This window comes from Rhodococcus sp. IEGM 27 (genome assembly GCF_033142305.1).
GTDB classification, from domain to species: Bacteria; Actinomycetota; Actinomycetes; order Mycobacteriales; family Mycobacteriaceae; genus Rhodococcus_F; species Rhodococcus_F oxybenzonivorans.
This window is the reverse complement of the sequence record NZ_JAWLSG010000005.1, coordinates 540,214-566,103: the sequence shown is the minus strand read 5'-3', so window position 1 is coordinate 566,103 and position 25,890 is coordinate 540,214. Positions and strand designations below refer to the sequence as shown.

Here is a 25,890-nt window from a genome sequence, read left to right as displayed (position 1 = left end):
CTGAACATCCGGATCGTGCTGGTGGAGTCGGACTAGCTGGTGGGCGCTTCGCCGGGCGCACTTCCGCCCGCCGGCTCCGACGGCGCCTGTTCGGCCGGCGCCGGAACTGCACGCTGAGCCGGAGGCGCTGCTGCGCTTTCCTGCGCCTTGACGCGTGTCTTCGCGCCCTTGTGCGGAGCGAGCACCATCGTCATGTTCCGGCCGTCCTGCTTGGCGGACGTCTCGACGAACCCGAGATCGGCAACGTCTGCACCGAGACGCTGCAGCAACCGGAAGCCGAGTTCCGGCCGCGACTGCTCACGTCCACGGAACATGATGGTGACCTTGACCTTGGACCCGGCCTCGAGGAAGCGAACGACATTCCGCTTCTTGGTCTCGTAGTCGTGATCGTCGATCTTCGGACGGAGCTTCTGCTCCTTGATGACCGTGAGCTGCTGGTTCTTCCGCGACTCACGCGCCTTCTGCGCTGCCTCGTACTTGAACTTGCCGTAGTCCATGATCTTGCAGACCGGCGGGCGAGCGTCGGGGGCCACCTCGACCAGGTCGAGATCGGCCTCGAGGGCCAAGCGGAGTGCATCTTCAACACGCACGATGCCAACCTGTTCACCTCCGGGTCCGACGAGGCGGACCTCGGGAACTCGGATGCGATCGTTGATGCGGGTCTCAGTGCTGATGGGGCCTCCTAGGTTGAACGGTCTGGTCTCGAGACCGCCAGCAGCCCGTACGCCCGGATTCCCAACAAAAAAGCCCCGCTGCGGTGAGAATTCACCATGCGGGGCCCGATGTCGACCGATCAGACAATCTCACGGCTTGCGCCGCTCCACCATCTCCTCGCGTGAGGAACCTGAATCGAGGCACGCCTCTAAGCAGGTGACCGGACCACTGAACGGCAGTTTCACTGCCGCGCAGAGGTGGGAGTCGGACTCCACTTGCTGCCCCCGACAAAATCCGAAGGCGGTCGTTGGGTCAAGGGTAACATTTGCGCACCTCGTCGGCTAATCGACACCGGCGCGTTGCGGGTGAACGCCGAGATGGAAAGCTCTTCCGCATGACGCAGAACTCCGACGACGCCCTTACCGGCGGTGGCCTGAATGACAACGGGGACCAGAATACCGAAGTGCGTGAGCTGGCCGAAGTGCCCGCAGTCGAGGTGATCAGCCGCGCGGCGGTCATGCTGATGAGTTCGGCGGCCGAAAAGCTCGGTCTGTCGGATCCGGACCCCGAATCCAGCCCGCACCTCGACCTCGACGAGGCGCGGCGCGTGATCACCGCACTCGCCGGCCTGGTCACTGCCTCCATCGAATACCTCGGACCGCACGCCGGACCCATCCGCGAGGGATTGCAGGCACTACAGCGCGCATTCCGTGAGGCATCGTCGCATCCCGACGAACCCGGCAAGGGTCCCGGCGAAAAGTACACCGGCCCGGTGTACTGAGGGGCGAGGCAGATGACAACTTCCGCTACCACGCAGGCGCACATCGTCCTTGTTCCCGGTTTCTGGCTCGGCGCGTGGGCCTGGGAGTCGGTCGCGGCCGACCTACGAGACCGCGGCCATCATGTGACGGCCGTGACACTGCCGGGACTCGACTCGGTCGATACGGATCGCAGCGGCATAGGCCTCGATGATCACATCTCCGCGGTAGCCGGCGCGGTCGCAGCCACACCAGCGTCGGAGCGGGCAGTCCTCGTCGCCCACAGCGGTGCAGGGCCGGTGGCCTACGCCGTGACTGATCGCATCCCGGACGCGCTGGCGCGAGTCATCTACGTCGACTCAGGTCCTCTTCAGGACGGCGCAGCCCTGCGGAACGACCTCGATCCGTCGGCCACGGAGCTTCCGCTGCCCGGCTGGTCGGAGCTGGAAGCCGAGGGCAACAGCCTGGAGGGACTGGACGAGGCCATGCTCGGGACATTCCGCAGTCGCGCAGTGCCCGAACCCGCAGGGCCTGCCAGGGCCACGTTCGCACTGGGCAACAGCCGCCGCCTGGAGGTGCCCACCACAGTGATCTGCACCAGCTTCCCGTCCGAGGCCATCCGGCAGCTGGCAGGCGTGGGCCACCCGATGGCCGCCGAACTGGGCCGGATCACGAAGGTCGACTACGTCGACCTTCCCACCGGCCACTGGCCGATGTGGTCGCGGCCGGCCGACCTCGCCGAGGAGATCGACGCGGCCGCCGCTCGATAGTCGACCTCAGCCCACTGCTGCAGCGTTCTTCGGTGCGCGCTTCCGCGACGTCACCGACTTCACCGCAGTGGTGGCTTTCGCGGAACCGGCCTTCGGCGAGGCCGGGGATTTCGCCGAAGCAGCTTTCGCCGACTTGCCCACTCTGGCCGGCTTCTTCTTCTGCGCAGGTGTCACCGCGAGAACGCTGTCGAGGAACTTTCCGGTGTAGCTCTCGGGGACCTGAGCCACCTCTTCCGGGGTGCCCTGCGCCACCACTGTTCCCCCGCCGGATCCACCTTCCGGTCCCATGTCGACCACCCAGTCGGACGTCTTGATCACGTCGAGGTTGTGCTCGATGACGATGACAGTGTTGCCCTTGTCGACCAACCCGTTGACGACCCCGAGCAGCTTGCGGATGTCCTCGAAGTGCAGTCCAGTCGTGGGCTCGTCGAGGATGTAGACCGTGCGCCCCGTCGACCGCTTCTGCAGTTCCGCGGCGAGCTTCACACGCTGCGCCTCACCCCCGGACAACGTGGGTGCCGGCTGACCGAGGCGCACATACCCCAGGCCGACCTCCACCAGCGTCTTCAAGTACCGATGGATCGAGGTGATCGGCTGGAAGAAGTCCGCGGCTTCCTCGATGGGCATGTCGAGCACTTCGGCGATGGTTTTGCCCTTGTAGTGCACTTCGAGGGTCTCCCGGTTGTACCGCGCGCCGTGGCACACCTCGCACGGAACGTAGACGTCGGGCAGGAAGTTCATTTCGATCTTCAGGGTGCCGTCGCCGGAGCATGCCTCGCACCGACCGCCCTTGACGTTGAACGAGAATCTGCCGGGCTGGTATCCGCGCACTTTCGCTTCGGTCGTGGACGCGAACAGAGTGCGGATCTTGTCGAACACGCCGGTGTACGTGGCCGCGTTCGATCGCGGTGTGCGTCCGATCGGCGACTGGTCGACCTGCACCAGCTTGTCGAGCTGATCGAGCCCGTTGATGCGGGTGTGACGACCGGGCACCTGCCGGGCACCGTTGAGTTTGTTGGCCATGACGGTGGCAAGAATGTCGTTGACGAGTGTCGACTTGCCGGAGCCGGAGACACCGGTGACCGCCGTGAGCACACCCAGCGGGAAGCTCACATCGATACCGCCGAGGTTGTGTTCCCGCGCGCCGATGACGGTGACCTGGCGTTTGCGGTCCACGGGACGCCGAATGGCCGGAACCTCTATGTGGCTGCGGCCCGACAGGTAGGCGCCGGTCAGCGACTCCTCGCACTCGAGCAGTTCCTCGTACGGGCCACTGTGGACGACCTTGCCTCCGTGTTCACCGGCGAGCGGGCCGATGTCGACGACCCAGTCCGAGGTCCGGATGGTGTCCTCGTCGTGCTCGACCACGATGAGAGTGTTGCCGAGGTCCCGCAGACGCGTAAGGGTCTCGATGAGTCGACGGTTGTCGCGCTGATGCAGGCCGATGGACGGCTCGTCCAGCACGTACAGCACACCCACCAGGCCGGAGCCGATCTGCGTGGCGAGCCGGATGCGCTGCGCTTCACCACCGGACAGCGTGCCCGCGGCACGCGCGAGGGACAGGTATTCGAGTCCGACGTCGAGGAGGAATCCGAGACGGGCCTGGACTTCCTTCAGCACCTGACCGGCAATTGCTTCCTCGCGACTGCCCAATGTGAGGCTGTTGAGGAAATCGGCACAATCGGAGATCGACAGCTCACACACTTCAGCGATCGACTTCTTGCCGAACTTCTCGCTCGCAATGGTGACGGAGAGAATTTCCGGACGCAGACGTGCGCCGGCACACGCGGGACACGGTGTGTCGCGCATATAGCCGTCGTACCGCTCCTTCATCTGATCCGACTCGGTCTGGTCGAGGCGGCGGTGCAGGAAGGGCATGACCCCTTCGAACTCGGCGTAGTACGAACGGGTACGCCCGTACCGGTTCTTGTACCGGACGTGCACCTGCTCCTCGCTCCCCTCGAGGATGGCTCGGCGCGCCTTCGCCGGAAGCTTGTTCCACGGCGTCTTCATATCGAAGCCGAGGATGTCTCCCAACCCGGACAACAGCCGTCCGAAGTACTCGGAACTCTGCCCCATCGACCAGGGTGCGATGGCACCGTCCTCGAGAGACAACTCGGGGTCCGGCACGACAAGGTCGGGGTCGACTTCCTTGCGGATGCCGAGACCGGTGCATTCCGGGCAAGCACCGTACGGGGAGTTGAACGAGAAGGAACGCGGCTCGAGGTCGTCGATGGACAGCGCATGGCCGTTGGGGCATGCGAGCTTCTCCGAGAAACGGCGTTCACGATCGGCGGCATTTTCTTCGCGATCGACGAAGTCGAGCACCACGATGCCTTCGGCTAGCCGCAGTGCCGTCTCGACGGAATCCGTGAGGCGCTGCTTGGAACTGGCCTTGACGGTGAGACGGTCGACGACCACCTCGATATCGTGCTTTTCCTGCTTCTTCAGCTTCGGCGGATCGGTGAGCGGATACACCACGCCGTCTACCCGTACACGCGAATAACCCTGCACGTTCAGTTGATCGAAGAGGTCGACGAACTCACCCTTGCGGGTGCGGACCACCGGAGCGAGTACCTGAAAGCGGATGCCCTCTTCCATGTCGAGCACCTGGTCGACGATCTGCTGCGGCGTCTGCCGGGCGATCTGCTCACCACACACCGGGCAGTGAGCCGTGCCTGCCCGCGCGTAGAGGAGTCGAAGGTAGTCGTAGACCTCGGTGATCGTGCCCACGGTGGAACGCGGGTTCCGGTTGGTCGACTTCTGGTCGATGGACACCGCGGGCGACAAGCCCTCGATGAAGTCGACGTCCGGCTTGTCCATCTGACCGAGGAACTGGCGTGCGTATGCCGACAGCGACTCGACATAGCGTCGCTGACCCTCGGCGAAGATCGTGTCGAACGCCAGGCTCGACTTACCTGAGCCCGACAAGCCGGTGAACACGATCAGGCTGTCGCGGGGTAGATCGAGATCGACCCCTCGCAGATTGTGCTCACGGGCACCCCGCACGATAAGGCGATCCGCCACTCCAAGTCCCTTCATTGTTCGACGGCCGAGGACACTGCGCGTTCGTCGGGTCCTCCAGCCGTGTCATGGTAAGCACGGCCACCGACACGTTTCTGCCGGACGGATGGCCACCTGCCACTCACCTGCCTGTATTCGACGGTAGCCTCCCCACCATGACCGAGCAGCCCATGGTGATAGAAGACTCGTATACCGGCCACGTCTCCCCCGGCTCGGCGCCTCGACGCCGGACCGTTCCCGGAGCCACGATCACGAAGATGTCCGTCGGCCCCATGGACAACAACGTGTACCTGGTCGTCTGTTCCGCGACCGGAAAATCAGTGCTGATCGACGCCGCCAACGAGGCCGTACGGCTCGAACAGTTGATCCGCGAACACGCACCCTCCCTCGAACTGATCGTGACGACCCACCAGCACGGGGACCACTGGCTCGCCCTCGAAGCGGTCACCGCCGCGACCGGAGTACCCACGGCCGCCCATCCCCTCGATGCGGAAGCACTGCCGGTCAGGCCCGACCGTCTCCTCGACGACGGCGACACCCTGACCATCGGGGAGGTCACCTTCGACGTGATCCACCTCGCGGGTCACACCCCCGGTTCGATCGCACTGGCGTTCGCAGAGGCCGGCAACGGCCGCACTCACCTGTTCACCGGCGACTCACTCTTCCCCGGCGGAGTCGGCAAAACCGCTGATGCGGATATGTTCGCGTCGTTGCTGAACGATGTGGAGCAAAAGTTGTTCGCTCGCTATCCCGACGACACCGTCGTCTACCCCGGTCACGGCGACGACACCACCCTCGGTACCGAGCGTCCGCACCTCGGCGAGTGGCGCGACCGCGGTTGGTGAACCGCCGGACTGGGTACTGGGGAAGGGGCAGCCGGTCGGAACTACAAGACTGTCGTACTCGGGACGGCTGCCTCGAACTCTCGTTAGTGTGAGACGGGAGAAACTCGATGATTGGGAGGCTAGGAATGCTTGTCCGTCGTATCGCTCGCCCACTGCTGTCGGCCGTGTTCATCAGCGGAGGGATCGATGCACTCCGAAATCCGGCACCGAGGGCCCAGGCCGCAGGACCGCTGATCGACAAGTCGACCGAAACGCTTCCTGAGTCCGTCACGCAGAAGATCCCGTCCGACCCGGAGACGCTGATCAAGATCAACGCAGCCGTGCAGATCGGCGGTGGTGTTCTGCTCGCCACGGGCAAGGCGCCTCGTCTCGCGTCCCTGGCGCTGGCCGGAAGCCTGATTCCCACGACGGTGGCGGGCCACGCCTTCTGGAACGAGACCGATCCGGCCGCGAAAGCTGCCCAGCGCACCCAGTTCCTCAAGAACGTCAGTTTGCTCGGTGGTCTGCTGATCGCCGCAGTCGACACGGAAGGCAAGCCGTCGCTGGGGTGGCGTGGGCGCCGCGCCGCACGGGCAGCCCAGGCCAGTGTGGCGGCTGCGCTTCCACTCGGATCGAGCGACGATCATCACGGACCTGAGATCGCCGAAGCTCTGGCCGCGGCGGCGGAGCGGGCCAGGGTGCTTTCCGGTGAAGCCGCGGAGCGCGGTTCCGGCCTGCTGGAGATCGCCAAGGAACGTGTGACGCCCATCGCGAAGGTCGCGGCGGACCGCGGCGCGGAGTTGGTGGACGTTGCCAAGGACCGCGGCGCGGAGTGGGTCGACGTCGCCAAGGACCGCGGCGCGGAGTTGGTGGATGTTGCCAAGGACCGCGGCCCTGTGCTGGCCGAAATCGCCCGCGAGAAGGGTGCCGACTTGGCAACGGTGGCCGCAGAACGGAGCGAGGTTGCGGGCAAGGCCGCCCGCAAGCAGGCGGAAATTGCCCGTAAGCAGGCCGAAATCGCCCGCGAGAAGGCGGAGCTCGCGTTGGAGAAGGCGCGCGCCAAGAAGATCGATCTGACGCACTGACATCATTCTGCGGCGTCGACGCCCGCCGCAGACCATCTGATCGGCCCCGGAGAATGCCCTGACCTGCGACATCGGCGGGAGCACTCCGGGGCCGACTAGACTGTCCAGGCACTTTTGCAGCCGCGCCGGATCTGCAGCCGAACCAGTCAAGGAGACCTCTTGCCCGACCAGGACACGTCACACGACGAGCGCGAGCTCGAGCAGCAGTACGTGACGATGCTCTACCACCGACTGGACGGGCTTCGCGACTATGCGGCCACCCGGTTGAGCCGTGTTCTGCTCGAGACCGGCGGTACCCCCCAGGCACGCAGTGAGCGCGAATCGTTCAACCAGCTCTACACCGAGGACCTCGCCAAGTATGACGCCGCCGAAAACGGCCTCTGTTTCGGCAAGATCGATCTGGACGGCGAGCACCGTTACATCGGGCGTCTCGGCATCCTGGACGAGGAAAACGACTACGAGACCATGCTGCTCGATTGGCGTGCGCCTCTGGCGCGCCCGTTCTACCTCGCGACCCCCGCCGCACCCGATGGTGTGACGCGACGCCGCCACATCCGTACGCGAAGCCGACGAGTGACGGCGGTCAACGACGAGTACTTGGATCTCGCGGCCGCGGAGGCCGCCGGGACCGTCACCGGTTCAGATGGTGTCGCGGGTGAGAGCGCCCTGCTGGCCGCATTGAACGCTGCTCGCACCGGGCAGATGAACGACATCGTCGAGACCATCCAGGGTGAGCAGGACGCCATCATCAGGTCCGAGCACAAGAGTGTGCTCGTGGTACAGGGCGGTCCCGGTACGGGAAAGACCGCTGTGGCCCTACATCGCGCCGCCTACCTTCTGTACACCTACCGTCAGCAGCTCGCGAAAGCCGGTGTCCTCATCATCGGCCCGAACGCCACGTTCCTCGACTACATCGGGCAGGTCCTGCCGTCGCTCGGTGAGACGGGCGTGCTGCTCTCCACTATTGGGGACCTCTACCCCGGTGTCCGTGCCACGTGCGAGGACAGTCTCGAGGCCGGAACGATCAAGGGCTCCCTCGACATCCTCGATGTGCTGAAGAAGGCGGTCCGGGACAGGCAGGAGGTGCCGGCACGGCCGATCGAGCTGACCTTCGACACCTACCGAGTCACGTTGGATCGCAAGGTGGTCACGCGTGCCCGTGGCCGGGCGCGGTCGTCGCGGCGTCCCCACAACCTCGCCCGGCCGATCTTCGTGTCGGCGGTGATCGACGCCCTCGCCCAGCAACTCGCCGACACGCTCGGCGCCAACGTCGTCGACGGCGGCAACCTCCTCAGCCGGGAGGACGTCGCCGACATGCGCGATGAGATGCGTGAAGACCCGGACATCATGAGCGCGATCAGCGCGCTGTGGCCGGAGCTGACTCCGCAGCGGGTCCTCGCCGAGTTGTTCGCGTCGCCGAAGCGACTGGCCGACGCCGCGCCCCAGTTGACCGAGGTTCAACGCGCCGCATTGCACCGCACCGAGTCCGGGGGGTTCAGTGCCGCCGACGCACCGCTACTGGACGAACTCGCCGAACTCCTCGGAGTGGACGACGCCGCCGAACGGGAACGGGCGCGGCGGCAGTGGCGGGCTCAGATCGCCGATGCGCAGGGCGCACTCGACATTCTCACCGGTTCTGCGCCCCAGGATCTCGAAGACGAGTTGGATCCCGAAATCCTCATGGCCTACGACCTCATCGACGCGAGCCAGCTCGCCGAGAGACACGACGTGGGAGCACACCAGACGACGGCCGAGCGTGCGGCCGGTGACCGGACCTGGACCTACGGACACGTGATCGTCGACGAGGCACAGGAGCTGTCCGAGATGGCCTGGCGCATGCTGATGCGTCGCATCCCGAATCGATGGATGACCCTGGTCGGTGACACCGCCCAAACAGGTGACCCCGCCGGAACATCCTCTTGGCAGCGGATATTGGAACCGTACGTTGCCCAACGCTGGAAGCTGACGGAGCTGACCGTCAACTACCGCACCCCCGCAGAGATCATGACAACGGCGCGCCGAGTGCTCGCCGAGATCGACGCCGAGCAGACGGTACCGCGCTCGGTCCGGGAATCCGGCTTCGTGCCGTGGTCCCGAAACGTGGCCACGTCGGATGTGACGGACACGGTCCGCGCTTGTGTGGCAGAGGAAACCGGCCCGGGCACCACGGCCGTGATCGGGGATCACGGCTTCGTGGCGGCTCTCTCGGATCTTCGCTCCGATTCGGTGAGCGTCCTGACCGTGAAGGATGCCAAGGGCCTGGAGTTCGACTCGGTGCTGATCGTCGAACCGCAGAGTATCGTCGACGAGTCGCCGCGGGGAATGAACGACCTCTACGTCGCGCTCACCCGCGCCACTCAGCGTCTCGGGGTTGTCCACGCGCGGCCCCTGCCCGCGGCCTTGTCCGATCTGACACCCGCAACGGCGGCGAACCCGTCGTGACGTCGTTCGGGCGGAGCTTGCTGATCGGGTGCGCCTGCGCCCTCGGAACTGTGGCGTTCAGCGCCTGCTCCCAGGCCACTGCCGCCGACGACACGTCGGCAAGCACGGCAGCGACGACAACCGCGTCCAGCAACCTCGACACCCGTGGATTGCGGTATCAGCAGACATTGGTCGATGCGGGACTCCCCGCCATGCCGGCGGACACCGTCATGGCCATCGCCAACGGCGTCTGCGGGCAGCTGTCCCGGGGAACCGATGAGGCGACCATCATGGTGCACTTGACGCCGATGGCGCAGTTCGCCTCGGCTGCATCGGATACCCACCTGACCACCGAGCAGGTGGCGCGGATATTCCTCGATGCGGCCGAGGCGAATTACTGCTGACTGATCAGGCGCCGCTCAGCGGACCGTGTGGACGATCAGAACGTCGGACGTGGACTTACGGGCCGCATCCGAGGGAACGGAGCCGAGCAGTCGTCCGGTCAAGGTGTTGAGGCCGCGGTTTCCGATCACCAGAAGCCCGCCGTCGACCTCGTCGACCAACGCGAGAAGGGACTCGACGGGCGCACCCACGACTGCGCGTTCCACGACATCCTTGGCCCCGATGGCGTGGGCGCGCTCCTTCGCGGTACGCAGGATCTCGTATGTGGGCGCGGAACCGGTGATCTGGTAGGCCTCGTCGCCCAGCGCATCAGCCGCATGGCCGACGTCCTTGGGATCAGCCGGGTAGTACGCACACGCGATGATCAGCTTGGCGCCGGCGTCCCCCGCAATGGCAGCGGCCTTCTCGACGGCCCGAAATGACGACTCGGAGCCATCGGTTCCGACGACAACGGTCCGGTAGGCGCTCATTCATTCCTCCATGTCTGGGGTGGTCACTTGGCCGGGGCCCCGCACACGTCGTGTCCGGACCCAGCGGCCACTGCGCTGACCCTAGCGGTATCGGTGCGTGGATAGGGGTATTTGCAGCACAAGCCACAACGCACCGCCCCCCTGCGTGATCAGTCACAATGCCGTGCTGTCCGCGTCTGTGACCTCCCCCGACGAGAAATCAGCTCGCGGTGCGGACCTTCGGACCGAACACTCCTGCGGGGAATACCCCGGCGGCCACGACGGTGTCGCGCCACGGCGTCGCGAGCTCGACCACGCGTGCCACCCCGTCTTCACCGAGCGCCGCCCACGGTGTGACCGCAATATCGTCGGTGAGGTCCTCGATCAGATTGCGCAGGTCGCTGCCGTCCGCGGTGAGTTCACCGCGAGCGTCCAGCAACTCCCGATCTCGAAGGCTGTCGCAGCCGGCGTTCCACTGCTCCTCGCTCCACCCGCGACGGGTCAGCGCGAACTTTTTCTGGAACCCGCGGCCCGTCGCGGTATGGGTGATCAGCGCCTCGAGCCCGCTCAGACCGGCGGTCTGCAACGCAGCGGTATGCCCGTCGCCGCGATACTCGCGCAACACTGTCAGGGCATGCCAAAAGCTGAGATGCGGCGCCGACGGCCACTCCAACGCCGCGTAACCGGCGTAGAGCGGCCTGCCTTCGACCCCGGGGATGCCCCGCGCCGCGGTCGACAACAGGTCGGCCGCCTCCGCCATCTCCGGTGACGCGATGACGGACTCCCCCAGCAGGCGGACATACGCCTCACCGACCGCACGGTAGCGAGCCTCGACGATGGCGTGCGGCGCAGCCAGATCCCACGCCCGCGGGATCACCGCGGCGACGGCGTCGGGGCTGAAATTGAAGAAAGCGGCGGTGACGACCCCTGCATTCACCGCACCCATGGGAGCCGCCCGACCGGCGAAGTAGCCCATCCGGCCCGGCTCCAACCCCACCTCGGCCAGTCGTTCCCCGACCTCGGGTACGAAATAGCTCAGGGAATGAAGCAACTCCAACGATCGAGCGGCTCGACCGGCGCTCTGTGCATCCATGAGTCAGACGGTACTGCCTCGGCTACTTCAGGCCCGCGGCGTCCATCCCACGCAACTCCTTCTTCAAGTCCGCGATCTCGTCGCGTAACCGTCCGGCAAGCTCGAATTGGAGGTCGCGTGCAGCGTTCATCATCTGATCCGTCAACTGCTTGACCAGGTCGGCCAGCTCGGCCCTCGGCATCGACTTGGTGTCGCGGCCTTCGTAGACGCCCGCACTGACCGCGCGGCCGGCTTCACCCTGGGCGCGGCGACCGCGCGAGGCGTTGCGTCCGGAACCACCCACGTCGACGCCGGCAGCGGTGTCCTCGGCCTCCTCGTACACCTGATCGAGGATGTCTGCGATCTTCTTGCGCAGCGGCTGCGGATCGACGCCCATCTTCTTGTTGTAGGCGATCTGCTTCTCGCGGCGCCGCTCGGTCTCCTCGATGGCGTGCTGCATCGAGTCGGTGATCTTGTCGGCATACATGTGGACCTGACCGGACACGTTGCGAGCTGCGCGACCGATCGTCTGAATCAGACTCGTCGAGCTGCGCAGGAAGCCCTCCTTGTCGGCGTCGAGGATCGCCACCAAGGACACCTCCGGCAGGTCGAGTCCCTCACGCAGAAGGTTGATACCGACGAGCACGTCGTACTCACCGAGCCGTAACTGGCGGAGGAGTTCGACGCGACGCAGCGTGTCGATGTCCGAGTGCAGGTACCGGACCCGGATACCGAGCTCGAGCAGGTAGTCGGTGAGGTCTTCCGACATCTTCTTCGTCAATGTCGTGACGAGCACCCGCTCGTCGCGGTCGGCCCGCTCCCGGATCTCGTGAACGAGGTCGTCGATCTGCCCCTTGGTCGGCTTCACCACCACCTCCGGGTCGACCAGACCGGTGGGACGGATCACCTGCTCGACGAACTCACCGCCGGCCTGGCCCAGCTCGTACTTACCGGGTGTCGCCGACAGGTAGACCGTTTGCCCGATGCGCTGCGTGAATTCTTCCCACGTGAGCGGTCGGTTGTCGGTAGCCGAGGGGAGCCGGAATCCGAACTCGACGAGATTCCGTTTCCGGGACATGTCACCCTCGTACATCGCTCCGATCTGCGGCACGGTGACGTGCGACTCGTCGATGACGAGCAGGAAGTCCTCGGGAAAATAGTCGATGAGCGTGGCAGGAGCGGTACCGGGGCCGCGTCCGTCGATGTGCCGCGAGTAGTTCTCGATTCCGGAGCAGAATCCGACCTGCTTGATCATCTCGAGGTCGTACTGGGTGCGCATCCGCAACCGTTGCGCCTCGAGCAACTTTCCCCGGTTCTCGAGGTCGGCGAGGCGTTCCTCGAGTTCGGCTTCGATGTCCTTGACCGCCCGCTCCATCCGTTCGGGACCCGCAACGTAGTGGGTTGCCGGGAAGATGCGCACGGAGTCGACCTGACGGACGACGTCGCCGGTCAGCGGATGCAGGTAGTACAGCGCTTCGATCTCGTCACCGAAGAATTCGATGCGGACGGCCAACTCCTCGTACGACGGAATGATCTCGACGGTGTCACCCCTGACCCGGAAGGAACCGCGGGTGAACGCCAGGTCGTTACGCGTGTACTGAACATCGACGAGAAGCCGGAGGAGCGCGTCGCGCGGGACCTCGACACCTACTTCGAGTTGCACCGACCGGTCGAGGTACGACTGCGGAGTGCCCAGGCCGTAGATGCACGACACCGAAGCCACGACCACCACGTCTCGACGGGAGAGCAGGCTCGACGTCGCGGAGTGGCGAAGGCGCTCGACGTCGTCGTTGACCGACGAGTCCTTCTCGATATAGGTGTCGGTCTGCGCGATGTACGCCTCGGGCTGGTAGTAGTCGTAGTACGACACGAAGTACTCGACTGCGTTGTGAGGAAGCATGTCGCGCAGTTCGTTGGCAAGCTGCGCCGCGAGAGTCTTGTTGGGCGCCATGACCAGCGTGGGGCGCTGCACTTTCTCGATGAGCCACGCCGTGGTGGCGGACTTGCCGGTACCGGTGGCGCCGAGCAGGACCACATCCTTCTCGCCCGCGTTGATCCGCTTCTCGAGTTCCGCGATGGCCGCCGGCTGGTCACCCGCGGGTTTGTGATCGCTGACGACCTCGAACCGCGCCTCCGACCGCTCGATCTCACCGATGGGTCGGAACTCGGAATGTGCTACCACCGGGTGCTCGGATGCAAACGCCATGTCACCAGGGTAAGCGCAGGGACCGACAAGGTCCCGACCTGCGCCGGCGGCAGCGCAGTGCCGTAGGTTTTGCCTCATGGAAGGCGCTGCTCATCCGCACCCACCCAAGATCGAATATTTCGATCTCCGCAACAGCACCAACACGGATCCGAAAGGATTCGTCCGTCCGGTGGAGCAATTCCGCGTCGAGCCGTGGGGGCTCTACATGGCGCGGACGGCCGACCATCGGCAGTTCGACTACCTCGAGTCGTGGCTGCTTCCCGACCTGGGACTCCGGGCATCCATTTTCCATTTCCGGCCGGAGCATCAACGGGACCAGGACCACTACGTCGACATCGGCGTGTTCACCCGGGGGGACGATGTCTGGACGTCGGAGGACCACTACCTCGATCTGGTCGTGCGTACCGGGCGGAGCACCGAGTTACTGGATGTGGACGAGCTGATGGAGGCGCACGGCGCCGGTCTGCTCGATACGGCCACCGCCGAGAAGGCGATCACTACCGCCGTCGCCGCCATCGAGGGCCTGGCCACGCACGGCCACGACCTCGGGCGGTGGCTGGCCTCGCTCGGAATGCCGATCGACTGGCGGTGATGTCAGGCCTTCCAGTCCGCGCGTTCGGCCCACTCCCAGGCCCGGGAGTAGGCCGTGTCGAACCAGGGAGTCTTCGCGTCGATGTAGGCGGTGACCGCATCCTCGTACGAGCTGTGGCCGGCGGCCTTGTCTGCCGCGCCCTCCTTGATATCGGTGTACTCGGCCCGGACATCGGGATCGGCTCGGAGCCAGTCGCGAAACACCAGCGCGAACTGCTGTCCAGGCCATCCATCGACCCGAAGATGAATGTTGACCGGCCGGCCCGGATCGGCTCCCCCGTGAATTCTCTTGTCCCACAACGCTGGATCGGTCTCGCCACCGAGATAGGATGGCTTGGGTTCGTCCGCCGTGATGTGCTCGATGCGGGGAAAGCCCGCCTCGGCAAGCGGTTCGGCGAGGTTGTCCGCCGTCGCGAGGTCGGCAACGGTGACCTGCAGATCGATGACATCCTGTGCCGGCATACCCTCGACCGCGGTAGACCCGATGTGATCGACCCGCACCGCCCGGTCCCCGCACACCAACTGCAGTCGGGCGATCAACCGCGCGGCCTCTCCCGCCCACCGCGGATCCGGCGCCACGAGTGCCGGCAACGGCCGCACGACGGTGCGGGTACGGATATTGGACGCGAAGGGGGCGATCCGCTCCGACCACAGGGTCCTGACCACGGGTTCGAGCGCCCCGGGCTCCCCACTGTTGTCGAGTAGGACGTCCGCGGCTGCCCGCCGCTGCTCGTCGTCCGCCTGCGCGGCGATCCTCGCCCGCGCGTCCGCTTCCGGCATCCCTCGGGACCCGACGAGTCTGCGCACCCGTTCCTCCGCGTCGACCAACACGATCAGGACCAGATGGAACGCGGCGCCCATACCGCCCTCGACCAGCAACGGAATGTCCTGTACCAGCACCGCGTCTGCAGCTGCTGAATCGATGAGTTCCGCCGTGCGCGCACCGACGAGTGGATGCACGATCGAGTTCAGCGCCAACCTCGATTCCTCGTCCGCGAAGGCACGTGCCGCCAGGGCAGCCCGGTCGAGCGCTCCGGCCTCCGTAAGGATGTCGTTGCCGAATCGCTCGACGAGAGCGGTCAGGCCTGGGGTGCCCGGCTCGACGACCTCACGGGCGATCAGGTCTGCGTCGACGATCACGGCTCCCAGTTCCGCCAGGATCTTCGACACGGTGGACTTGCCGGCTCCAATGCCTCCGGTGAGGCCGATTCTCAACACGTCACCCAGTGTGGCATCCATCCTGCCCTCGCCTGCGCGACCCCACCGACATCATCTCCCCCACCGTTACCGGCAGACTCACCGATCCCAAATACCACCGATGGGCAGCACGGTCGGTTATGTTCTAGCGAACGGTCCGACCTGCACCTTCTCGAAGAAGAGGAACGCCATGCGCGAGCAACGCCTTCAGCCCGGTCGGCACCGCCTCGGCACCGCGGGTGGCGTGCATTGCCTCGAGATACCCGCGGTCGCGTCGGCACTCGCCGAGCATCGTCGGACGTGGCTCACCGCGATGATCAGCCAGGGCAAGCACAGCTTCGCGTCGATGCGTAAACGCTCGGAGGGCCAGGCGTCGTCGTCGAGTTACTGGATTCCCGTCACCGCGAACTGAACCCCCAGCGTTCTTCCACGCGACTGTGGCCCGGCCTTCACCAAAGGCCGGGCCACAGTCGTTTTGGGCGGCAGCACCGACAAAAAAACCCCGCTCCTGCCGTGGCAGGAGCGGGGTCTCGTTTTCTGTGCCTGACTGCGTCAGGCGGGCCTACTAGGCGTTGCCCGACAGCTTCTCGCGCAGAGCGGCGAGCTGTGCATCGCTCGCAAGCGATCCACCAGCAGATTCGGACGCCGGAGCAGATGCGGACGACGACGCGGTATCGGCATCGCCTGCGCCCGACTCCGAGGAGTAGCCGGCAGCAGCGGTGGCAGCCTCGGCGGCCTCGTCTGCAGCGGTCTTCTCCATCTGAGCGGTGTGCATCTTGTGGCGACGCTCAGCCTCGGCGTAGCGGTTCTCCCACTCTTCACGCTGCTTGTCGAAGCCCTCGAGCCATTCGTTGGTCTCGGGATCGAAGCCCTCGGGGAAGATGTAGTTGCCCTGCTCGTCGTAGCTGTCCGCCATGCCGTACTTGGACGGATCGAACTCGGCGTTGTAGTCCTCGTTGGCCTGCTTCAGCGACAGCGAGATACGACGACGCTCGAGGTCGATGTCGATGACCTTGACCAGCGCATCGTCGCCGACGCCGACAACCTGGTCCGGGACCTCGACGTGGCGCTCGGCCAGCTCCGAGATGTGAACGAGGCCTTCGATTCCCTCTTCGACGCGCACGAAGGCACCGAACGGAACCAGCTTGGTGACCTTACCGGGCACGATCTGGCCGATGGCGTGCGTGCGGGCGAACTGACGCCACGGATCTTCCTGGGTGGCCTTGAGCGACAGGGACACGCGCTCGCGGTCGAGATCGACGTCGAGAACCTCGACGGTGACCTCGGTGCCGACCTCGACAACCTCGGACGGGTGGTCGATGTGCTTCCAGGACAGCTCGGACACGTGCACCAGGCCGTCGACGCCGCCCAGGTCCACGAAGGCACCGAAGTTGACGATGGAGGACACGACGCCCTTGCGGACCTGGCCCTTCTGGAGCTGGTGCAGGAACTCGCTGCGAACCTCGGACTGCGTCTGCTCGAGCCATGCGCGGCGCGAGAGGACGACGTTGTTGCGGTTCTTGTCGAGCTCGATGATCTTGGCCTCGATCTCCTTGCCGACGTACGGCTGGAGGTCGCGGACACGGCGCATCTCGACGAGCGAAGCGGGAAGGAAGCCACGCAGGCCGATGTCGAGGATCAAGCCACCCTTGACGACCTCGATGACGGTGCCCTTGACGGCCTCGTCCTTCTCCTTGAGCTCCTCGATGGTGCCCCAGGCACGCTCGTACTGAGCGCGCTTCTTCGACAGGATCAGTCGGCCTTCCTTGTCCTCCTTGGTGAGGACGAGAGCTTCGACCTCATCGCCCACGGAGACGACCTCGTTGGGGTCGACGTCGTGCTTGATGGAGAGCTCACGGGAAGGGATGACGCCTTCGGTCTTGTAACCGATGTCGAGCAGAACCTCGTCGCGATCGACCTTGACGATGGTGCCTTCGACGATGTCACCATCGTTGAAGTACTTGATCGTTGCGTCAATGGCGGCGAGGAAGTCCTCGGCGGAGCCGATGTCGTTGACGGCTACCTGCGGCGAGGTGACGGTTGTGGAGGGCATATGTTGAGTTGCTCCGGACGGGTTGTGGTCGGTTGATGGTGTTCTGTCGGACAAAGCACGAGAACAGGGCAACGACACCTGACCGGAACCGAACGAAAACTCGAACCGTACCCAATCGGATGTCGCGCACGTAGACACTCGCGTGCAATAGGCTACGCGCCCCTGGGCAAGCTGGGCAAACCCGGGTACGTTCCCACGCTCTAGTCTGTTGCGCATGCCCGACTCTCGTGCGACAGATCCCGCCCACTCCCCCGAAGACGACCGCCACGGCACCGCCAACAGTGTCCTCGGAACCGCCGGAGCCAGCCGCATCCGGGTCGACTCGGAGGCCAGCGAACGCGCGAGCCGAGCGTGGTGGGACGCCGACGCCGACGACTACCACCGCACCCATGGCGAGTTCCTCGGGGTGGACGCGGCGGACGGCGCGTTCGTGTGGTGCCCGGAGGGACTTCACGAGGGCGATCACCACCTACTGGGCGACGTCGCCGGCAAGGACGTCCTCGAAGTCGGCTGCGGCTCGGCTCCCTGCGCACGATGGCTTGCCGGCCAGGGGGCGCGGGCGGTGGGACTCGACATTTCGCGGGCGATGCTCGACCGCGGCGTCGACGCCATGCGGGCGGGAGGACCGGTGGTGCCGCTGATTCAAGCAGGAGCCGAGCACCTCCCGTTCGCGGACGGAAGCTTCGACCTCGCATGTTCGGCTTTTGGCGCAGTTCCGTTCGTCGCCGATTCGGCGGCGGTCATGCGTGAGGTGGGCCGGGTCCTGAGGCCCGGCGGTCTGTGGGTGTTTGCCGTCAACCATCCGATCCGCTGGATCTTCCCCGACGATCCCGGGCCGCGCGGCCTCACCGCCACGCTCCCCTACTTCGATCGCACGCCCTACGTGGAGGTGGACTCGGCCGGCGTGCCGACCTACGTGGAGCACCACCGCACCATCGGTGACCGGGTTCGCGAGATCGTCGCCGCCGGACTCGAGGTGCGCGACATCATCGAACCCGAATGGCCCGAATGGCTCGATCGGGAGTGGGGTCAATGGAGCCCACTGCGTGGCCAGCTCTTCCCCGGCACGGCGATTTTCAGTTGCCGCAAACCTGTCGTCGGCAGCCCGTAGCCGGGGGCGGCCACGGACACCCGAGAGGTCAGCGGACGCGGGCGACGGAAACCAGTCGTTGATCGGCCGTGGTGAGCCTCCGCAGGGTGCCGAGACCCGTCACCACCACAGCGATGACGACGCCGGCCAGAATGACGTACATCAATGCGAGCTGGGCGAACACCGCTTCCATGGGGTCGACGCCCGCGAGAATCAGACCGGTCATCGCGCCGGGCAGGAACACGATGCCCAGAGCTGCCGTCTGCTCGACCTGGGACGAAATAGCCGTTCGCAGAGCCGACCGCAACTGCCGATCGAAGGCGCGGCGAGGTGTCATCCCGAGAGCGAGTCCGGCCTCGATCTCCGCGCGATGATCGGCCACCGACTCACTGACCCGCGCGGCGGCGATGACGGCGGACTTCATCGAGTTCCCGACGATCATGCCGGCGACGGGCACGAGCGTCCGCCCGTTCAGCTCGAAGATCCGAGCGCCGAAGATCACGGCCAGGCCCACCACGGCCACCGCCGCCATGGCGGCCAGCGCGATGACATACAACTCGGGGACCGCCGGTGCCCGGCGCGTGATCGTGTACGCGGCGAAGAACACGATGCCGATGACCCACAGCCACGACCACCACAGCGGGGTCTGTGGCCGCACGAGTGGAACCAGCGCGACCCCGACGATCATCATCTGCGCGAGGGAACGCACCACGGAGACGACGATCGGCGTCGTCAGAGAAAGCCGTTGCTGCGCTGAGAGTCCGACAGCCACAGCGACGAAGATCAGCGATGCGAGAAGACCGGCCCATCCGATAATCGTCGAGCTCACGTTTCCGTCTCCCCCGCCACCATGGGACGGTCCGAATAGTCGCCTGGGGCACCGGTATAAACGATGTGACCCGAATCGAGGGCCACCAGGTGATCTGCCAGCCGGCGCATCTGCGCGAGATCATGGGTGACCCAGAGAATGGGCATCCCTTCCTTCGCCAGTCGCAGCACGAGCGACTCGAGCTGTGCCGAAGATTCCGTGTCGAGGGCCGCGGTCGGTTCGTCCGCGAGCAGAACCGACGGACGGGTCGCGAGCGCCCTGGCCAGGACCATGCGCTGCATCTCGCCTCCCGACAGGGTGTCGGCCACCTGCCCGAGCATTGCCGGTTCGAGCCCGACGTGGCGGAGTAACTCACCTCCGCGCGCCTCGTCGACACCGGGGTCGGCGGCACGGAGGTTGTCCAGCACCGTTCCGGGAAATGCGGTGGGCTGTTGGAACACCATGCCCACCGTCCGCCGGTGCTCCAGCACGTCCACGTCGGACAGCGACCGTCCGCGAAACCGAACGACGCCCGTGGTCGGGACCTCCAGCCGGTTGCAGCATCGCAGCAGCGTCGACTTCCCGGCTCCCGAACGCCCCACCAGCACAGTGATTCCCGCTTCCGGAATGGTCACGTCGATGTCGCGCAGCACACGGGTCCCGCCCTGCTCGACGTCGACACCGACGAAGTCGAAGAGCGCCGGCTCGCTCACAGCAACTTCGACAGGAACGCCTTGGTGCGGTCGTGCTGCGGATTGGCCAGCAGTTCGCGTGGCTCTCCCGATTCGACCACCACGCCGGCGTCCATGAACACCAGTTGATCGGCCACCTCGCGGGCGAAACCCATCTCGTGAGTGACCACGACCATGGTCATGCCGCCTGCCGCAAGGTCTTTCATGACGGTGAGGACCTCACCGACGAGTTCCGGGTCGAGCGCCGAGGTGGGCTCGTCGAACAACATCAGCTTCGGGTCCATCGCGAGTGCCCGGGCGATGGCGACCCGCTGCTGCTGACCACCCGACAGTTGGGCAGGGTAGGCGTCGGCCTTCTCGCTCAGCCCGACCTGGGCCAGCAGTTCACGTCCACGCTCGACGGCCTTCTTCTTGCTGAGCCGCTTGACCTGGGTGGGCGCCTCGATGATGTTCTCGAGCGCGGTCCGGTGCGGGAACAGATTGAAGTGCTGGAAGACCATGCCGATGTCGCGCCGCTGCTTCGCCGCCGCACGGGGATGCAGTTCGTACAGCTTGCCGTTCCGCTCCGAGTACCCCACGAGTTCACCGTCGACGTAGAGCCGCCCGGCATTGACCTGCTCGAGGTGGTTGATGCAGCGCAGAAATGTTGACTTGCCGGACCCCGAGGGGCCGACCAGGCACAGCACCTGCCCGCGGCCGATTTCGAGTGAGATGCCCTTGAGTACTTTCAGCGCACCGAAGTTCTTGCACACCTGGTCCGCCTTGACCATCGGCGTCATTTTCGTTCCCCTCCGGGTGTGTCGGGCAGCGTCTCGGGGCCGGGTTCGATCACCAGCGGCTTGCCCTGCGCGTCGGCGAGCGCCTGCAACTGCCGGGCGGTGAGCTTGCGCGTCGCGCCCTTCGAGTAGTACCGCTCGAGGTAGAACTGCCCGATCATCAGGAGACTCGTAATGGCGAGGTACCAGGTGGCCGCGACCATCAGCAACGGAATCGGCTGGAAGTTGGCACCCGAAATGTCTCTGGCACGGCCGTACAGTTCGAGGCTGTACGGGACCGCGGTGACCAGCGAGGTGGTTTTCAGCATGCTGATCAGTTCATTGCCGGTGGGCGGGATGATGACCCGCATCGCCTGTGGCAGCACTGTCCGCCGCATCGTCTGCGACCACGTCATGCCCAGCGCCACCGACGCCTCGGTCTGCCCCTCGGCGACCGAGTTGACGCCGGCCCGGACGATTTCGGCCATGTACGCGGCCTCGTTGAGACCTAGGCCGATCACCGCGAACAGGAACGCCGCGTTGATGCCCTGCAGGTCGATGTGCACGAACTGGTGCACGAAGGGGATGCCGAGGTCGAGTTGCTTGTAGATGGACGGGAACAGGCCCCAGAACACCAACTGGACGTATACCGGGGTGCCGCGGAAGATCCACAGATAACCCCAGGACGACGCCTTGAGCACCGGGTTCGGCGACAACCGCATGACAGCGAGCAGCACGCCGAGCACGATGGCAATCGCCATCGACAGAATCGTCAGCTGAATCGTGTTCCAGGCCGCTGCGGAAATTCGCGCGTCGAACAGGTAGCGGATGTAGATGTCCCAGCGATACGCCTCGTTGGTGCGGGCACCGTTGACGAACAGAGCGAGGAGTAACCCGACGACGATCGCAGCGATCCAGCGCCCGGGCCGTCGCAGCGGGATCGCTTTGATCGGCTCGGGATCCGAACCCGTCGCGGTCGAGACTTCGCCGGGCACCTTTTCCAGATCAGACACTCGTCAACCGCTCAGCTCGTGGCGCCGTTGATGTGCGAAGTCGTGATGACGCCGGCCTGGACGCCCCAGTTCTCCGCGATCTTCTGATAGGTGCCGTCGTCGATGAGGTGTTGCATGGCCTTCTGGAGAACGGGTCCGAGGGGCGATCCCTTGGCGACGGGCCAGCCGTAGGGCGCGGCGTCGAAGACCTCGCCTGCCGCCTCGATCTTTCCGTCGCTCTGCTTGATCGCGTAGGCCGTGACGGGCGAATCCGCGGACATGGCATCGACCTTGCCGAGGGCGACCGCGTTGGCGGCGTCGTCCTGACTGTCGAACTTCACGATGTCGATCGCCGGCTTACCGGCCGCCACACACGCGGCACTCTTGGCAGGTACTTCCTCGAGGTCCTCGATGGTGGTGGTTTGCACCCCGACCCGCAGACCGCACGCGTTGTTGGGATCGACATTCTTACCGGCAGGCTGCGCCCACTGCACACCGGCGCTGAAGTACGTGACGAAATCGACGGACTGCTCGCGTTCCTTGGTGTCCGTGAACGAGGACATGCCCATGTCGTAACTGCCTGCCTGGATCGACGGGATGATCTTGTCGAAGTCGGCTTCGGTGTACTCCGGCGTGACCCCGAGTACCTTGCCGACGGCGTCGACGAGATCCACGTCGAAGCCGACGATCTTGCCGCTGGGATCCTTGAACTCGTTGGGCGAGTACGGGATGTTCACGCCGACCACGATCTTGCCCGACGACGCGATCTTCTCCGGCAACTCGGCCGCGATGGCATCCACCTTCTCGACTTCCACCGTGGCGGCGGCGTCACCCGAAGGGGAACCGCCACCTTCGGTATTGCTGGCACAGCCGGCGAGGAGCAGCGCGCTGCTTCCCGCCAGTGCACAGATGGTTCGGGCCACGCGCCGACGCGTGAAGACGGATCGACCAGACACTGGCATGTCCTCCAGAAAAATCGTGATGCATCGAAAATCGTGTTGCACCGTACGAGCTACGGCGACGGAGAACTCGCGAACTCCGAATAGTCGAACGGTAGGTTACGGCACCCACATCTGCAGACGTCGTTACCGAACATTAACGGCCCGTGCCGTGCCGTGACCGCGCTTTCACCGACGCAGGGTACGGGCGAGGACGGTCTCGGTGAACTCGCTGGTCGACGCGAGTCCACCCAGGTCAGCAGTGGCCACTCCGGACGCGATCGTCGACCGGACGGCATCCCGGATCCGGGTCGCGGCACCGACCAGGTGCCGGTCGGCTCGGCGCTCGCCGAGCAGGTCGAGCATCATCGCGGCCGACAGCATCAGCGCCGTGGGATTGGCCCGGTTGTGTCCCGCGATGTCCGGGGCCGCACCATGTGCCGCTTGCGCCATGACCTGGGTGTCGGAGCTGTTGATCGACGGCGCGGTGCCGAGTGAGCCGGACAGCTCACCCGTGAGATCCGACAGGATGTCGCCGAACATGTTCTCCGCCACGACGACATCGAAGTCGCGTCCGCGGCGCACCAGGTGGGCGGTCATCGCGTCGACGTGCTGGTCATCGATCTGAACATCCGGGTAGTGGCGCTCGCCCACGTCCCGGCAGACGTCGCGGAACAGTCCCGTCGTCAACGACAGGACGTTGGCCTTGTGCACGATCGTCACGTGGCGCCGCCGGGTCCGGGCGAGCGCGAACGCCGTGTGTGCAATGCGTTCACAGGCCCGCCTGGTGACGACGCCGACCGCGAGGGCCACATCGGGCGTGGGCATGAACTCGCCACTGCCGGCGAACATATTTCGATCCGCATACAGGCCTTCGGTGTTCTCGCGAACGATCACCAGATCCATGTCCGGCACCATCGAGGCGACCCCCTCCAGCGAACGGGCCGGGCGGATGTTGGCGAACAGGTCGAATTCCTTGCGGATGACTCCTCCCGGGGTCAGCTGCCCGCGGAACGGTTCCGGATAGGCCGCGCTGTCGTGCGGACCGAGGATCCACGCGTCGAGCTCCGCCAGTGCCGCCAGGGTGGAGTCCGGCAGCGGCGTGCCGTGGGAGTCGATCGCATCGAGCCCGAGGGGCAACGTCACCCAGTCGACGTCGGCCCCACCGGCGGCGGTGACGGCCGCGGCCACCACGCGCTGCGTTGCCGGAACGATCTCGTGACCGATGCCGTCACCGAGGATCACGCCGATGCGTTTATCCGAGTTGTTTGCCGTAGGACCGCCCATGAGGCCATCATTGCCTACCATGGTCCAGTCGGTGGAACTGCTGTTCGACGAGGCGACCGACGACGCCGTGCGCGCCGAGTGGAAACTCCTCTGGGACGCCGGTCTGCCGAGCAGGACTCGCGTTCGCGCACTGTCGAATCGGCCGCACGTCACACTGTTCGTCGCGCGCCATATCCCGCCCGAGATCGACGAGCTCCTGGGGCGCCGTATCCCCACCCCGTCGTTCAATGTCCGTCTGGGTGGACTGGTCATGTTCGGCGGCAGGCACGTCACGTTGTCGCGTCTGGTGGTGCCGTCCAAGGCCCTGTTGTCGCTACACCGGTCGGTGTTCGATCTCGCCGAGCACGCCACCGAGGTGACGCCGCACATCCGTCCGGGTGAATGGACTCCCCACGTCACTCTGGCGCGGCGACTGCCCGCGGATCAGATCGCCGACGCCGTGCGATTACTCGACGGCGGCGACATCATCGGCCGCGCCTCGGTGGTACGGCGATGGGACGGAGATGCCAAACGCGAGTGGACCGTGACGGCCCCGCCGTGACCGGACTCGCCCTCAAAACCGGAAATCGCCGTGCTGGGTGACGTCGTTGTGCGTGTCGGGCGTGCGGTCGGCGAGCGCCAAGGCAGCCAGTGCCAGGAACACGAGCAGAACCACAACCAGAATTGTCATGCCCTAAGCCTTACGCCGGCAGCTTCCGAGAAATAGTGGCAGAAACGTCATAGTTCGACTTATTTCTGCCATACTGGTGCGGTGTTGAAAAAGGTCGTAGTACCGCTGATGCCGCTTACCGAAGCCTTCGAACTCGGCGTCGCCTGCGAGGTGTTCGGATTCGACAGATCCGACGACGGACTTCCCACCTACGACTTCTCACTCGTCGCCGGCGTCTCCCAACCGATCCGCACACGATTCGGCTACGGCATCGACGTCCCGTACGACCTCGACCGGCTCGACGACGCAGACCTCATCGTCGTCCCGGCGGGCGGAACCTACGCGGAAGCGGACGGGTCGTACGTCTGCGCGAAGGATCCCGACCCGTGCATGGACCCGTTGCTGGACAAACTTCGTGCCGCCGTCGAGCGCGGAGCGAAGGTCGCGAGTCTGTGTAACGGCGCTTTCGTTCTCGGCGCCGCGGGACTTCTCGACGGCCGGCGCTGCACCACCCACTGGCGGCACGCCCAGCGGCTCGCCGCACTGCATCCCGGCGCCACCGTCGATCCCAATGTCCTCTACGTCGACGACGACCCCGTGCTGACGAGCGCGGGCACCGCGGCCGGCATCGATCTGTGCCTGCACATCGTGCGCAAGGAACAGGGCAGCAGGGTGGCCAACGGTATCGCCCGCCGCATGGTGGTCCCGCCGCACCGCGACGGCGGCCAGGCCCAGTACGTCGCGATGCCGTTGCCGTCGACGTCGATCGAGACCCTCGGGCCGGTGCTGGACTGGATGACCGAACACCTCGCCCTCGACCTCTCGGTGACGGCCGTCGCGGCGAAGGCCAATATGTCGCCGCGTACGTTCGCGCGGCGATTCCAGGCCGAGACCGGCACCACCCCGGCGCGGTGGCTCAGCGATCAGCGCGTGCTGGCCGCACAACAGCTCCTCGAGAATTCCGATCTGTCGGTTGACGTCATCGCCGAACGGGTCGGCTTCGGCGGAGGGGCTGTGCTGCGTCAGCACTTCCTCCGCCTACGGCACACCACCCCACAGGCGTACCGGCGCACCTTCCGGAACACCGAGCGCGTCGGCTGAGGCGGTTGCGGGGGAAGAATCGGCGACACTCCCGCGTTGTACTGGCACGACCGTTCCCGAACGAAAGGACCC

The 25,890-nt window shown here is 65.6% G+C and carries 24 protein-coding genes; 11 read left to right on the top strand and 13 right to left on the bottom strand.

All coding sequences use genetic code 11. From position 1 onward, the window contains the following. Window positions 1-32: 32 nt before the first annotated feature. Complete coding sequence (gene infC / locus R4P95_RS20645) at window positions 33-674, bottom strand: translation initiation factor IF-3 (protein WP_159927154.1); 642 nt, start codon at window positions 672-674, stop codon at window positions 33-35. A gap of 374 nt (window positions 675-1,048) precedes the next feature. Between infC and R4P95_RS20640 the strand changes: the two genes are divergently transcribed. Together R4P95_RS20640 and R4P95_RS20635 are read left to right on the top strand one after the other, a co-directional pair. Next, a complete protein-coding gene (locus tag R4P95_RS20640) occupies window positions 1,049-1,435 on the top strand; it encodes a DUF1844 domain-containing protein (RefSeq protein ID WP_230990166.1) in 387 nt (128 codons plus the stop codon). Window positions 1,436-1,447: 12 nt separating this feature from the next. After that, window positions 1,448-2,182, top strand: coding sequence for an alpha/beta fold hydrolase (locus R4P95_RS20635; protein ID WP_213572336.1), 735 nt, complete (start codon window positions 1,448-1,450; stop codon window positions 2,180-2,182). A gap of 6 nt (window positions 2,183-2,188) precedes the next feature. Here the strand turns inward: R4P95_RS20635 and uvrA are convergent, their stop codons facing one another. After that, entirely contained in the window at window positions 2,189-5,209 is a 3,021-nt protein-coding gene (uvrA, locus tag R4P95_RS20630) for an excinuclease ABC subunit UvrA (protein WP_213572337.1), read from the bottom strand. 152 nt (window positions 5,210-5,361) lie between these two features. On the opposite strand from uvrA, the gene R4P95_RS20625 reads away from it, so the two are divergent. The 4 genes from R4P95_RS20625 to R4P95_RS20610 all read left to right on the top strand — a co-directional run bounded on the left by R4P95_RS20625 (window position 5,362) and on the right by R4P95_RS20610 (window position 9,940). Further along, the gene (locus R4P95_RS20625) at window positions 5,362-6,051 is read left to right on the top strand and encodes an MBL fold metallo-hydrolase (RefSeq protein ID WP_213572338.1); all 690 of its coding nucleotides are present in this window, start codon (window positions 5,362-5,364) and stop codon (window positions 6,049-6,051) included. Window positions 6,052-6,176: 125 nt separating this feature from the next. Further along, window positions 6,177-7,115 carry a DoxX family protein gene (locus tag R4P95_RS20620; protein ID WP_317746127.1) on the top strand — a complete coding sequence of 313 codons (939 nt, stop codon included), beginning with the start codon at window positions 6,177-6,179 and terminating at the stop codon, window positions 7,113-7,115. 159 nt (window positions 7,116-7,274) lie between these two features. Next, window positions 7,275-9,557 carry a HelD family protein gene (locus tag R4P95_RS20615; RefSeq protein WP_317746128.1) on the top strand — a complete coding sequence of 761 codons (2,283 nt, stop codon included), beginning with the start codon at window positions 7,275-7,277 and terminating at the stop codon, window positions 9,555-9,557. Next, a complete protein-coding gene (locus tag R4P95_RS20610; RefSeq protein ID WP_317746129.1) occupies window positions 9,554-9,940 on the top strand; it encodes a DUF732 domain-containing protein in 387 nt (128 codons plus the stop codon). The genes R4P95_RS20615 and R4P95_RS20610 overlap by 4 nt, the downstream gene beginning before the upstream one ends. Before the next feature lie 15 nt (window positions 9,941-9,955). Here the strand turns inward: R4P95_RS20610 and R4P95_RS20605 are convergent, their stop codons facing one another. The 3 genes from R4P95_RS20605 to uvrB all read right to left on the bottom strand — a co-directional run bounded on the left by R4P95_RS20605 (window position 9,956) and on the right by uvrB (window position 13,665). Beyond that, entirely contained in the window at window positions 9,956-10,408 is a 453-nt protein-coding gene (locus tag R4P95_RS20605; RefSeq protein ID WP_317746130.1) for a universal stress protein, read from the bottom strand. A 199-nt stretch (window positions 10,409-10,607) separates the two neighbouring features. Next, on the bottom strand, window positions 10,608-11,480 hold the full coding sequence (locus tag R4P95_RS20600) for an SCO6745 family protein (RefSeq protein WP_317746131.1): 873 nt from the start codon (window positions 11,478-11,480) through the stop codon (window positions 10,608-10,610). A gap of 22 nt (window positions 11,481-11,502) precedes the next feature. Then, on the bottom strand, window positions 11,503-13,665 hold the full coding sequence (uvrB, locus tag R4P95_RS20595; protein ID WP_109329415.1) for an excinuclease ABC subunit UvrB: 2,163 nt from the start codon (window positions 13,663-13,665) through the stop codon (window positions 11,503-11,505). A gap of 76 nt (window positions 13,666-13,741) precedes the next feature. Between uvrB and R4P95_RS20590 the strand changes: the two genes are divergently transcribed. Next, window positions 13,742-14,257, top strand: a complete 516-nt coding sequence (locus R4P95_RS20590) for a DUF402 domain-containing protein (protein ID WP_213572342.1) — start codon at window positions 13,742-13,744, stop codon at window positions 14,255-14,257. Between the two features lie 2 nt (window positions 14,258-14,259). Here R4P95_RS20590 and coaE read toward each other — a convergent pair whose 3' ends face one another. Then, the gene (coaE, locus tag R4P95_RS20585; protein ID WP_317746404.1) at window positions 14,260-15,474 is read right to left on the bottom strand and encodes a dephospho-CoA kinase; all 1,215 of its coding nucleotides are present in this window, start codon (window positions 15,472-15,474) and stop codon (window positions 14,260-14,262) included. 169 nt (window positions 15,475-15,643) lie between these two features. Here coaE and R4P95_RS20580 point away from each other — a divergent pair, with 169 nt between their 5' ends. Continuing rightward, window positions 15,644-15,865 carry a hypothetical protein gene (locus R4P95_RS20580; RefSeq protein ID WP_109329413.1) on the top strand — a complete coding sequence of 74 codons (222 nt, stop codon included), beginning with the start codon at window positions 15,644-15,646 and terminating at the stop codon, window positions 15,863-15,865. Between the two features lie 153 nt (window positions 15,866-16,018). Here R4P95_RS20580 and rpsA read toward each other — a convergent pair whose 3' ends face one another. Further along, window positions 16,019-17,506 carry a 30S ribosomal protein S1 gene (gene rpsA, locus R4P95_RS20575; protein ID WP_109329412.1) on the bottom strand — a complete coding sequence of 496 codons (1,488 nt, stop codon included), beginning with the start codon at window positions 17,504-17,506 and terminating at the stop codon, window positions 16,019-16,021. A gap of 214 nt (window positions 17,507-17,720) precedes the next feature. Here rpsA and R4P95_RS20570 point away from each other — a divergent pair, with 214 nt between their 5' ends. Next, window positions 17,721-18,617 (top strand): class I SAM-dependent methyltransferase, encoded by an 897-nt coding sequence (locus R4P95_RS20570; protein WP_213572343.1) that lies wholly within the window; start codon window positions 17,721-17,723, stop codon window positions 18,615-18,617. A gap of 28 nt (window positions 18,618-18,645) precedes the next feature. Here R4P95_RS20570 and R4P95_RS20565 read toward each other — a convergent pair whose 3' ends face one another. The 6 genes from R4P95_RS20565 to R4P95_RS20540 form a co-directional block, all read right to left on the bottom strand. After that, window positions 18,646-19,425, bottom strand: a complete 780-nt coding sequence (locus R4P95_RS20565; protein WP_213572344.1) for an ABC transporter permease — start codon at window positions 19,423-19,425, stop codon at window positions 18,646-18,648. Beyond that, window positions 19,422-20,117 carry a phosphate ABC transporter ATP-binding protein gene (locus R4P95_RS20560; RefSeq protein ID WP_317746132.1) on the bottom strand — a complete coding sequence of 232 codons (696 nt, stop codon included), beginning with the start codon at window positions 20,115-20,117 and terminating at the stop codon, window positions 19,422-19,424. Before R4P95_RS20560 ends, R4P95_RS20565 begins: the two co-directional genes overlap by 4 nt. After that, window positions 20,114-20,875: an amino acid ABC transporter ATP-binding protein gene (locus R4P95_RS20555; RefSeq protein WP_109329408.1), complete on the bottom strand. Its 762-nt coding sequence runs from the start codon at window positions 20,873-20,875 to the stop codon at window positions 20,114-20,116. The genes R4P95_RS20560 and R4P95_RS20555 overlap by 4 nt, the downstream gene beginning before the upstream one ends. Next, window positions 20,872-21,855, bottom strand: a complete 984-nt coding sequence (locus tag R4P95_RS20550) for an amino acid ABC transporter permease (protein ID WP_213578053.1) — start codon at window positions 21,853-21,855, stop codon at window positions 20,872-20,874. Before R4P95_RS20550 ends, R4P95_RS20555 begins: the two co-directional genes overlap by 4 nt. A gap of 20 nt (window positions 21,856-21,875) precedes the next feature. Continuing rightward, window positions 21,876-22,805 carry an ABC transporter substrate-binding protein gene (locus R4P95_RS20545; protein ID WP_213572346.1) on the bottom strand — a complete coding sequence of 310 codons (930 nt, stop codon included), beginning with the start codon at window positions 22,803-22,805 and terminating at the stop codon, window positions 21,876-21,878. A gap of 165 nt (window positions 22,806-22,970) precedes the next feature. Then, window positions 22,971-24,068, bottom strand: coding sequence for an isocitrate/isopropylmalate dehydrogenase family protein (locus R4P95_RS20540; RefSeq protein ID WP_213572347.1), 1,098 nt, complete (start codon window positions 24,066-24,068; stop codon window positions 22,971-22,973). A gap of 19 nt (window positions 24,069-24,087) precedes the next feature. On the opposite strand from R4P95_RS20540, the gene R4P95_RS20535 reads away from it, so the two are divergent. Next, window positions 24,088-24,609, top strand: coding sequence for a 2'-5' RNA ligase family protein (locus tag R4P95_RS20535; protein WP_317746133.1), 522 nt, complete (start codon window positions 24,088-24,090; stop codon window positions 24,607-24,609). Window positions 24,610-24,819: 210 nt separating this feature from the next. Then, window positions 24,820-25,818 carry a helix-turn-helix domain-containing protein gene (locus tag R4P95_RS20530; RefSeq protein WP_317746134.1) on the top strand — a complete coding sequence of 333 codons (999 nt, stop codon included), beginning with the start codon at window positions 24,820-24,822 and terminating at the stop codon, window positions 25,816-25,818. Window positions 25,819-25,890: the final 72 nt, after the last annotated feature.

What these genes read in the sequence shown, in the direction of transcription:
- R4P95_RS20605 (WP_317746130.1), bottom strand. Translation starts at nt 10,408, where the DNA reads ATGAGCGCCTACCGGACCGTTGTCGTCGGAACCGATGGCTCCGAGTCG.
- R4P95_RS20635 (WP_213572336.1), top strand. Translation starts at nt 1,448, where the DNA reads ATGACAACTTCCGCTACCACGCAGGCGCACATCGTCCTTGTTCCCGGT.
- R4P95_RS20640 (WP_230990166.1), top strand. Translation starts at nt 1,049, where the DNA reads ATGACGCAGAACTCCGACGACGCCCTTACCGGCGGTGGCCTGAATGAC.
- R4P95_RS20545 (WP_213572346.1), bottom strand. Translation starts at nt 22,805, where the DNA reads ATGCCAGTGTCTGGTCGATCCGTCTTCACGCGTCGGCGCGTGGCCCGA.
- R4P95_RS20590 (WP_213572342.1), top strand. Translation starts at nt 13,742, where the DNA reads ATGGAAGGCGCTGCTCATCCGCACCCACCCAAGATCGAATATTTCGAT.
- R4P95_RS20600 (WP_317746131.1), bottom strand. Translation starts at nt 11,480, where the DNA reads ATGGATGCACAGAGCGCCGGTCGAGCCGCTCGATCGTTGGAGTTGCTT.
- R4P95_RS20580 (WP_109329413.1), top strand. Translation starts at nt 15,644, where the DNA reads ATGCGCGAGCAACGCCTTCAGCCCGGTCGGCACCGCCTCGGCACCGCG.
- R4P95_RS20540 (WP_213572347.1), bottom strand. Translation starts at nt 24,068, where the DNA reads ATGGGCGGTCCTACGGCAAACAACTCGGATAAACGCATCGGCGTGATC.
- R4P95_RS20620 (WP_317746127.1), top strand. Translation starts at nt 6,177, where the DNA reads ATGCTTGTCCGTCGTATCGCTCGCCCACTGCTGTCGGCCGTGTTCATC.
- R4P95_RS20625 (WP_213572338.1), top strand. Translation starts at nt 5,362, where the DNA reads ATGACCGAGCAGCCCATGGTGATAGAAGACTCGTATACCGGCCACGTC.
- R4P95_RS20570 (WP_213572343.1), top strand. Translation starts at nt 17,721, where the DNA reads ATGCCCGACTCTCGTGCGACAGATCCCGCCCACTCCCCCGAAGACGAC.
- R4P95_RS20535 (WP_317746133.1), top strand. Translation starts at nt 24,088, where the DNA reads ATGGTCCAGTCGGTGGAACTGCTGTTCGACGAGGCGACCGACGACGCC.
- uvrB (WP_109329415.1), bottom strand. Translation starts at nt 13,665, where the DNA reads ATGGCGTTTGCATCCGAGCACCCGGTGGTAGCACATTCCGAGTTCCGA.
- rpsA (WP_109329412.1), bottom strand. Translation starts at nt 17,506, where the DNA reads ATGCCCTCCACAACCGTCACCTCGCCGCAGGTAGCCGTCAACGACATC.
- R4P95_RS20555 (WP_109329408.1), bottom strand. Translation starts at nt 20,875, where the DNA reads ATGACGCCGATGGTCAAGGCGGACCAGGTGTGCAAGAACTTCGGTGCG.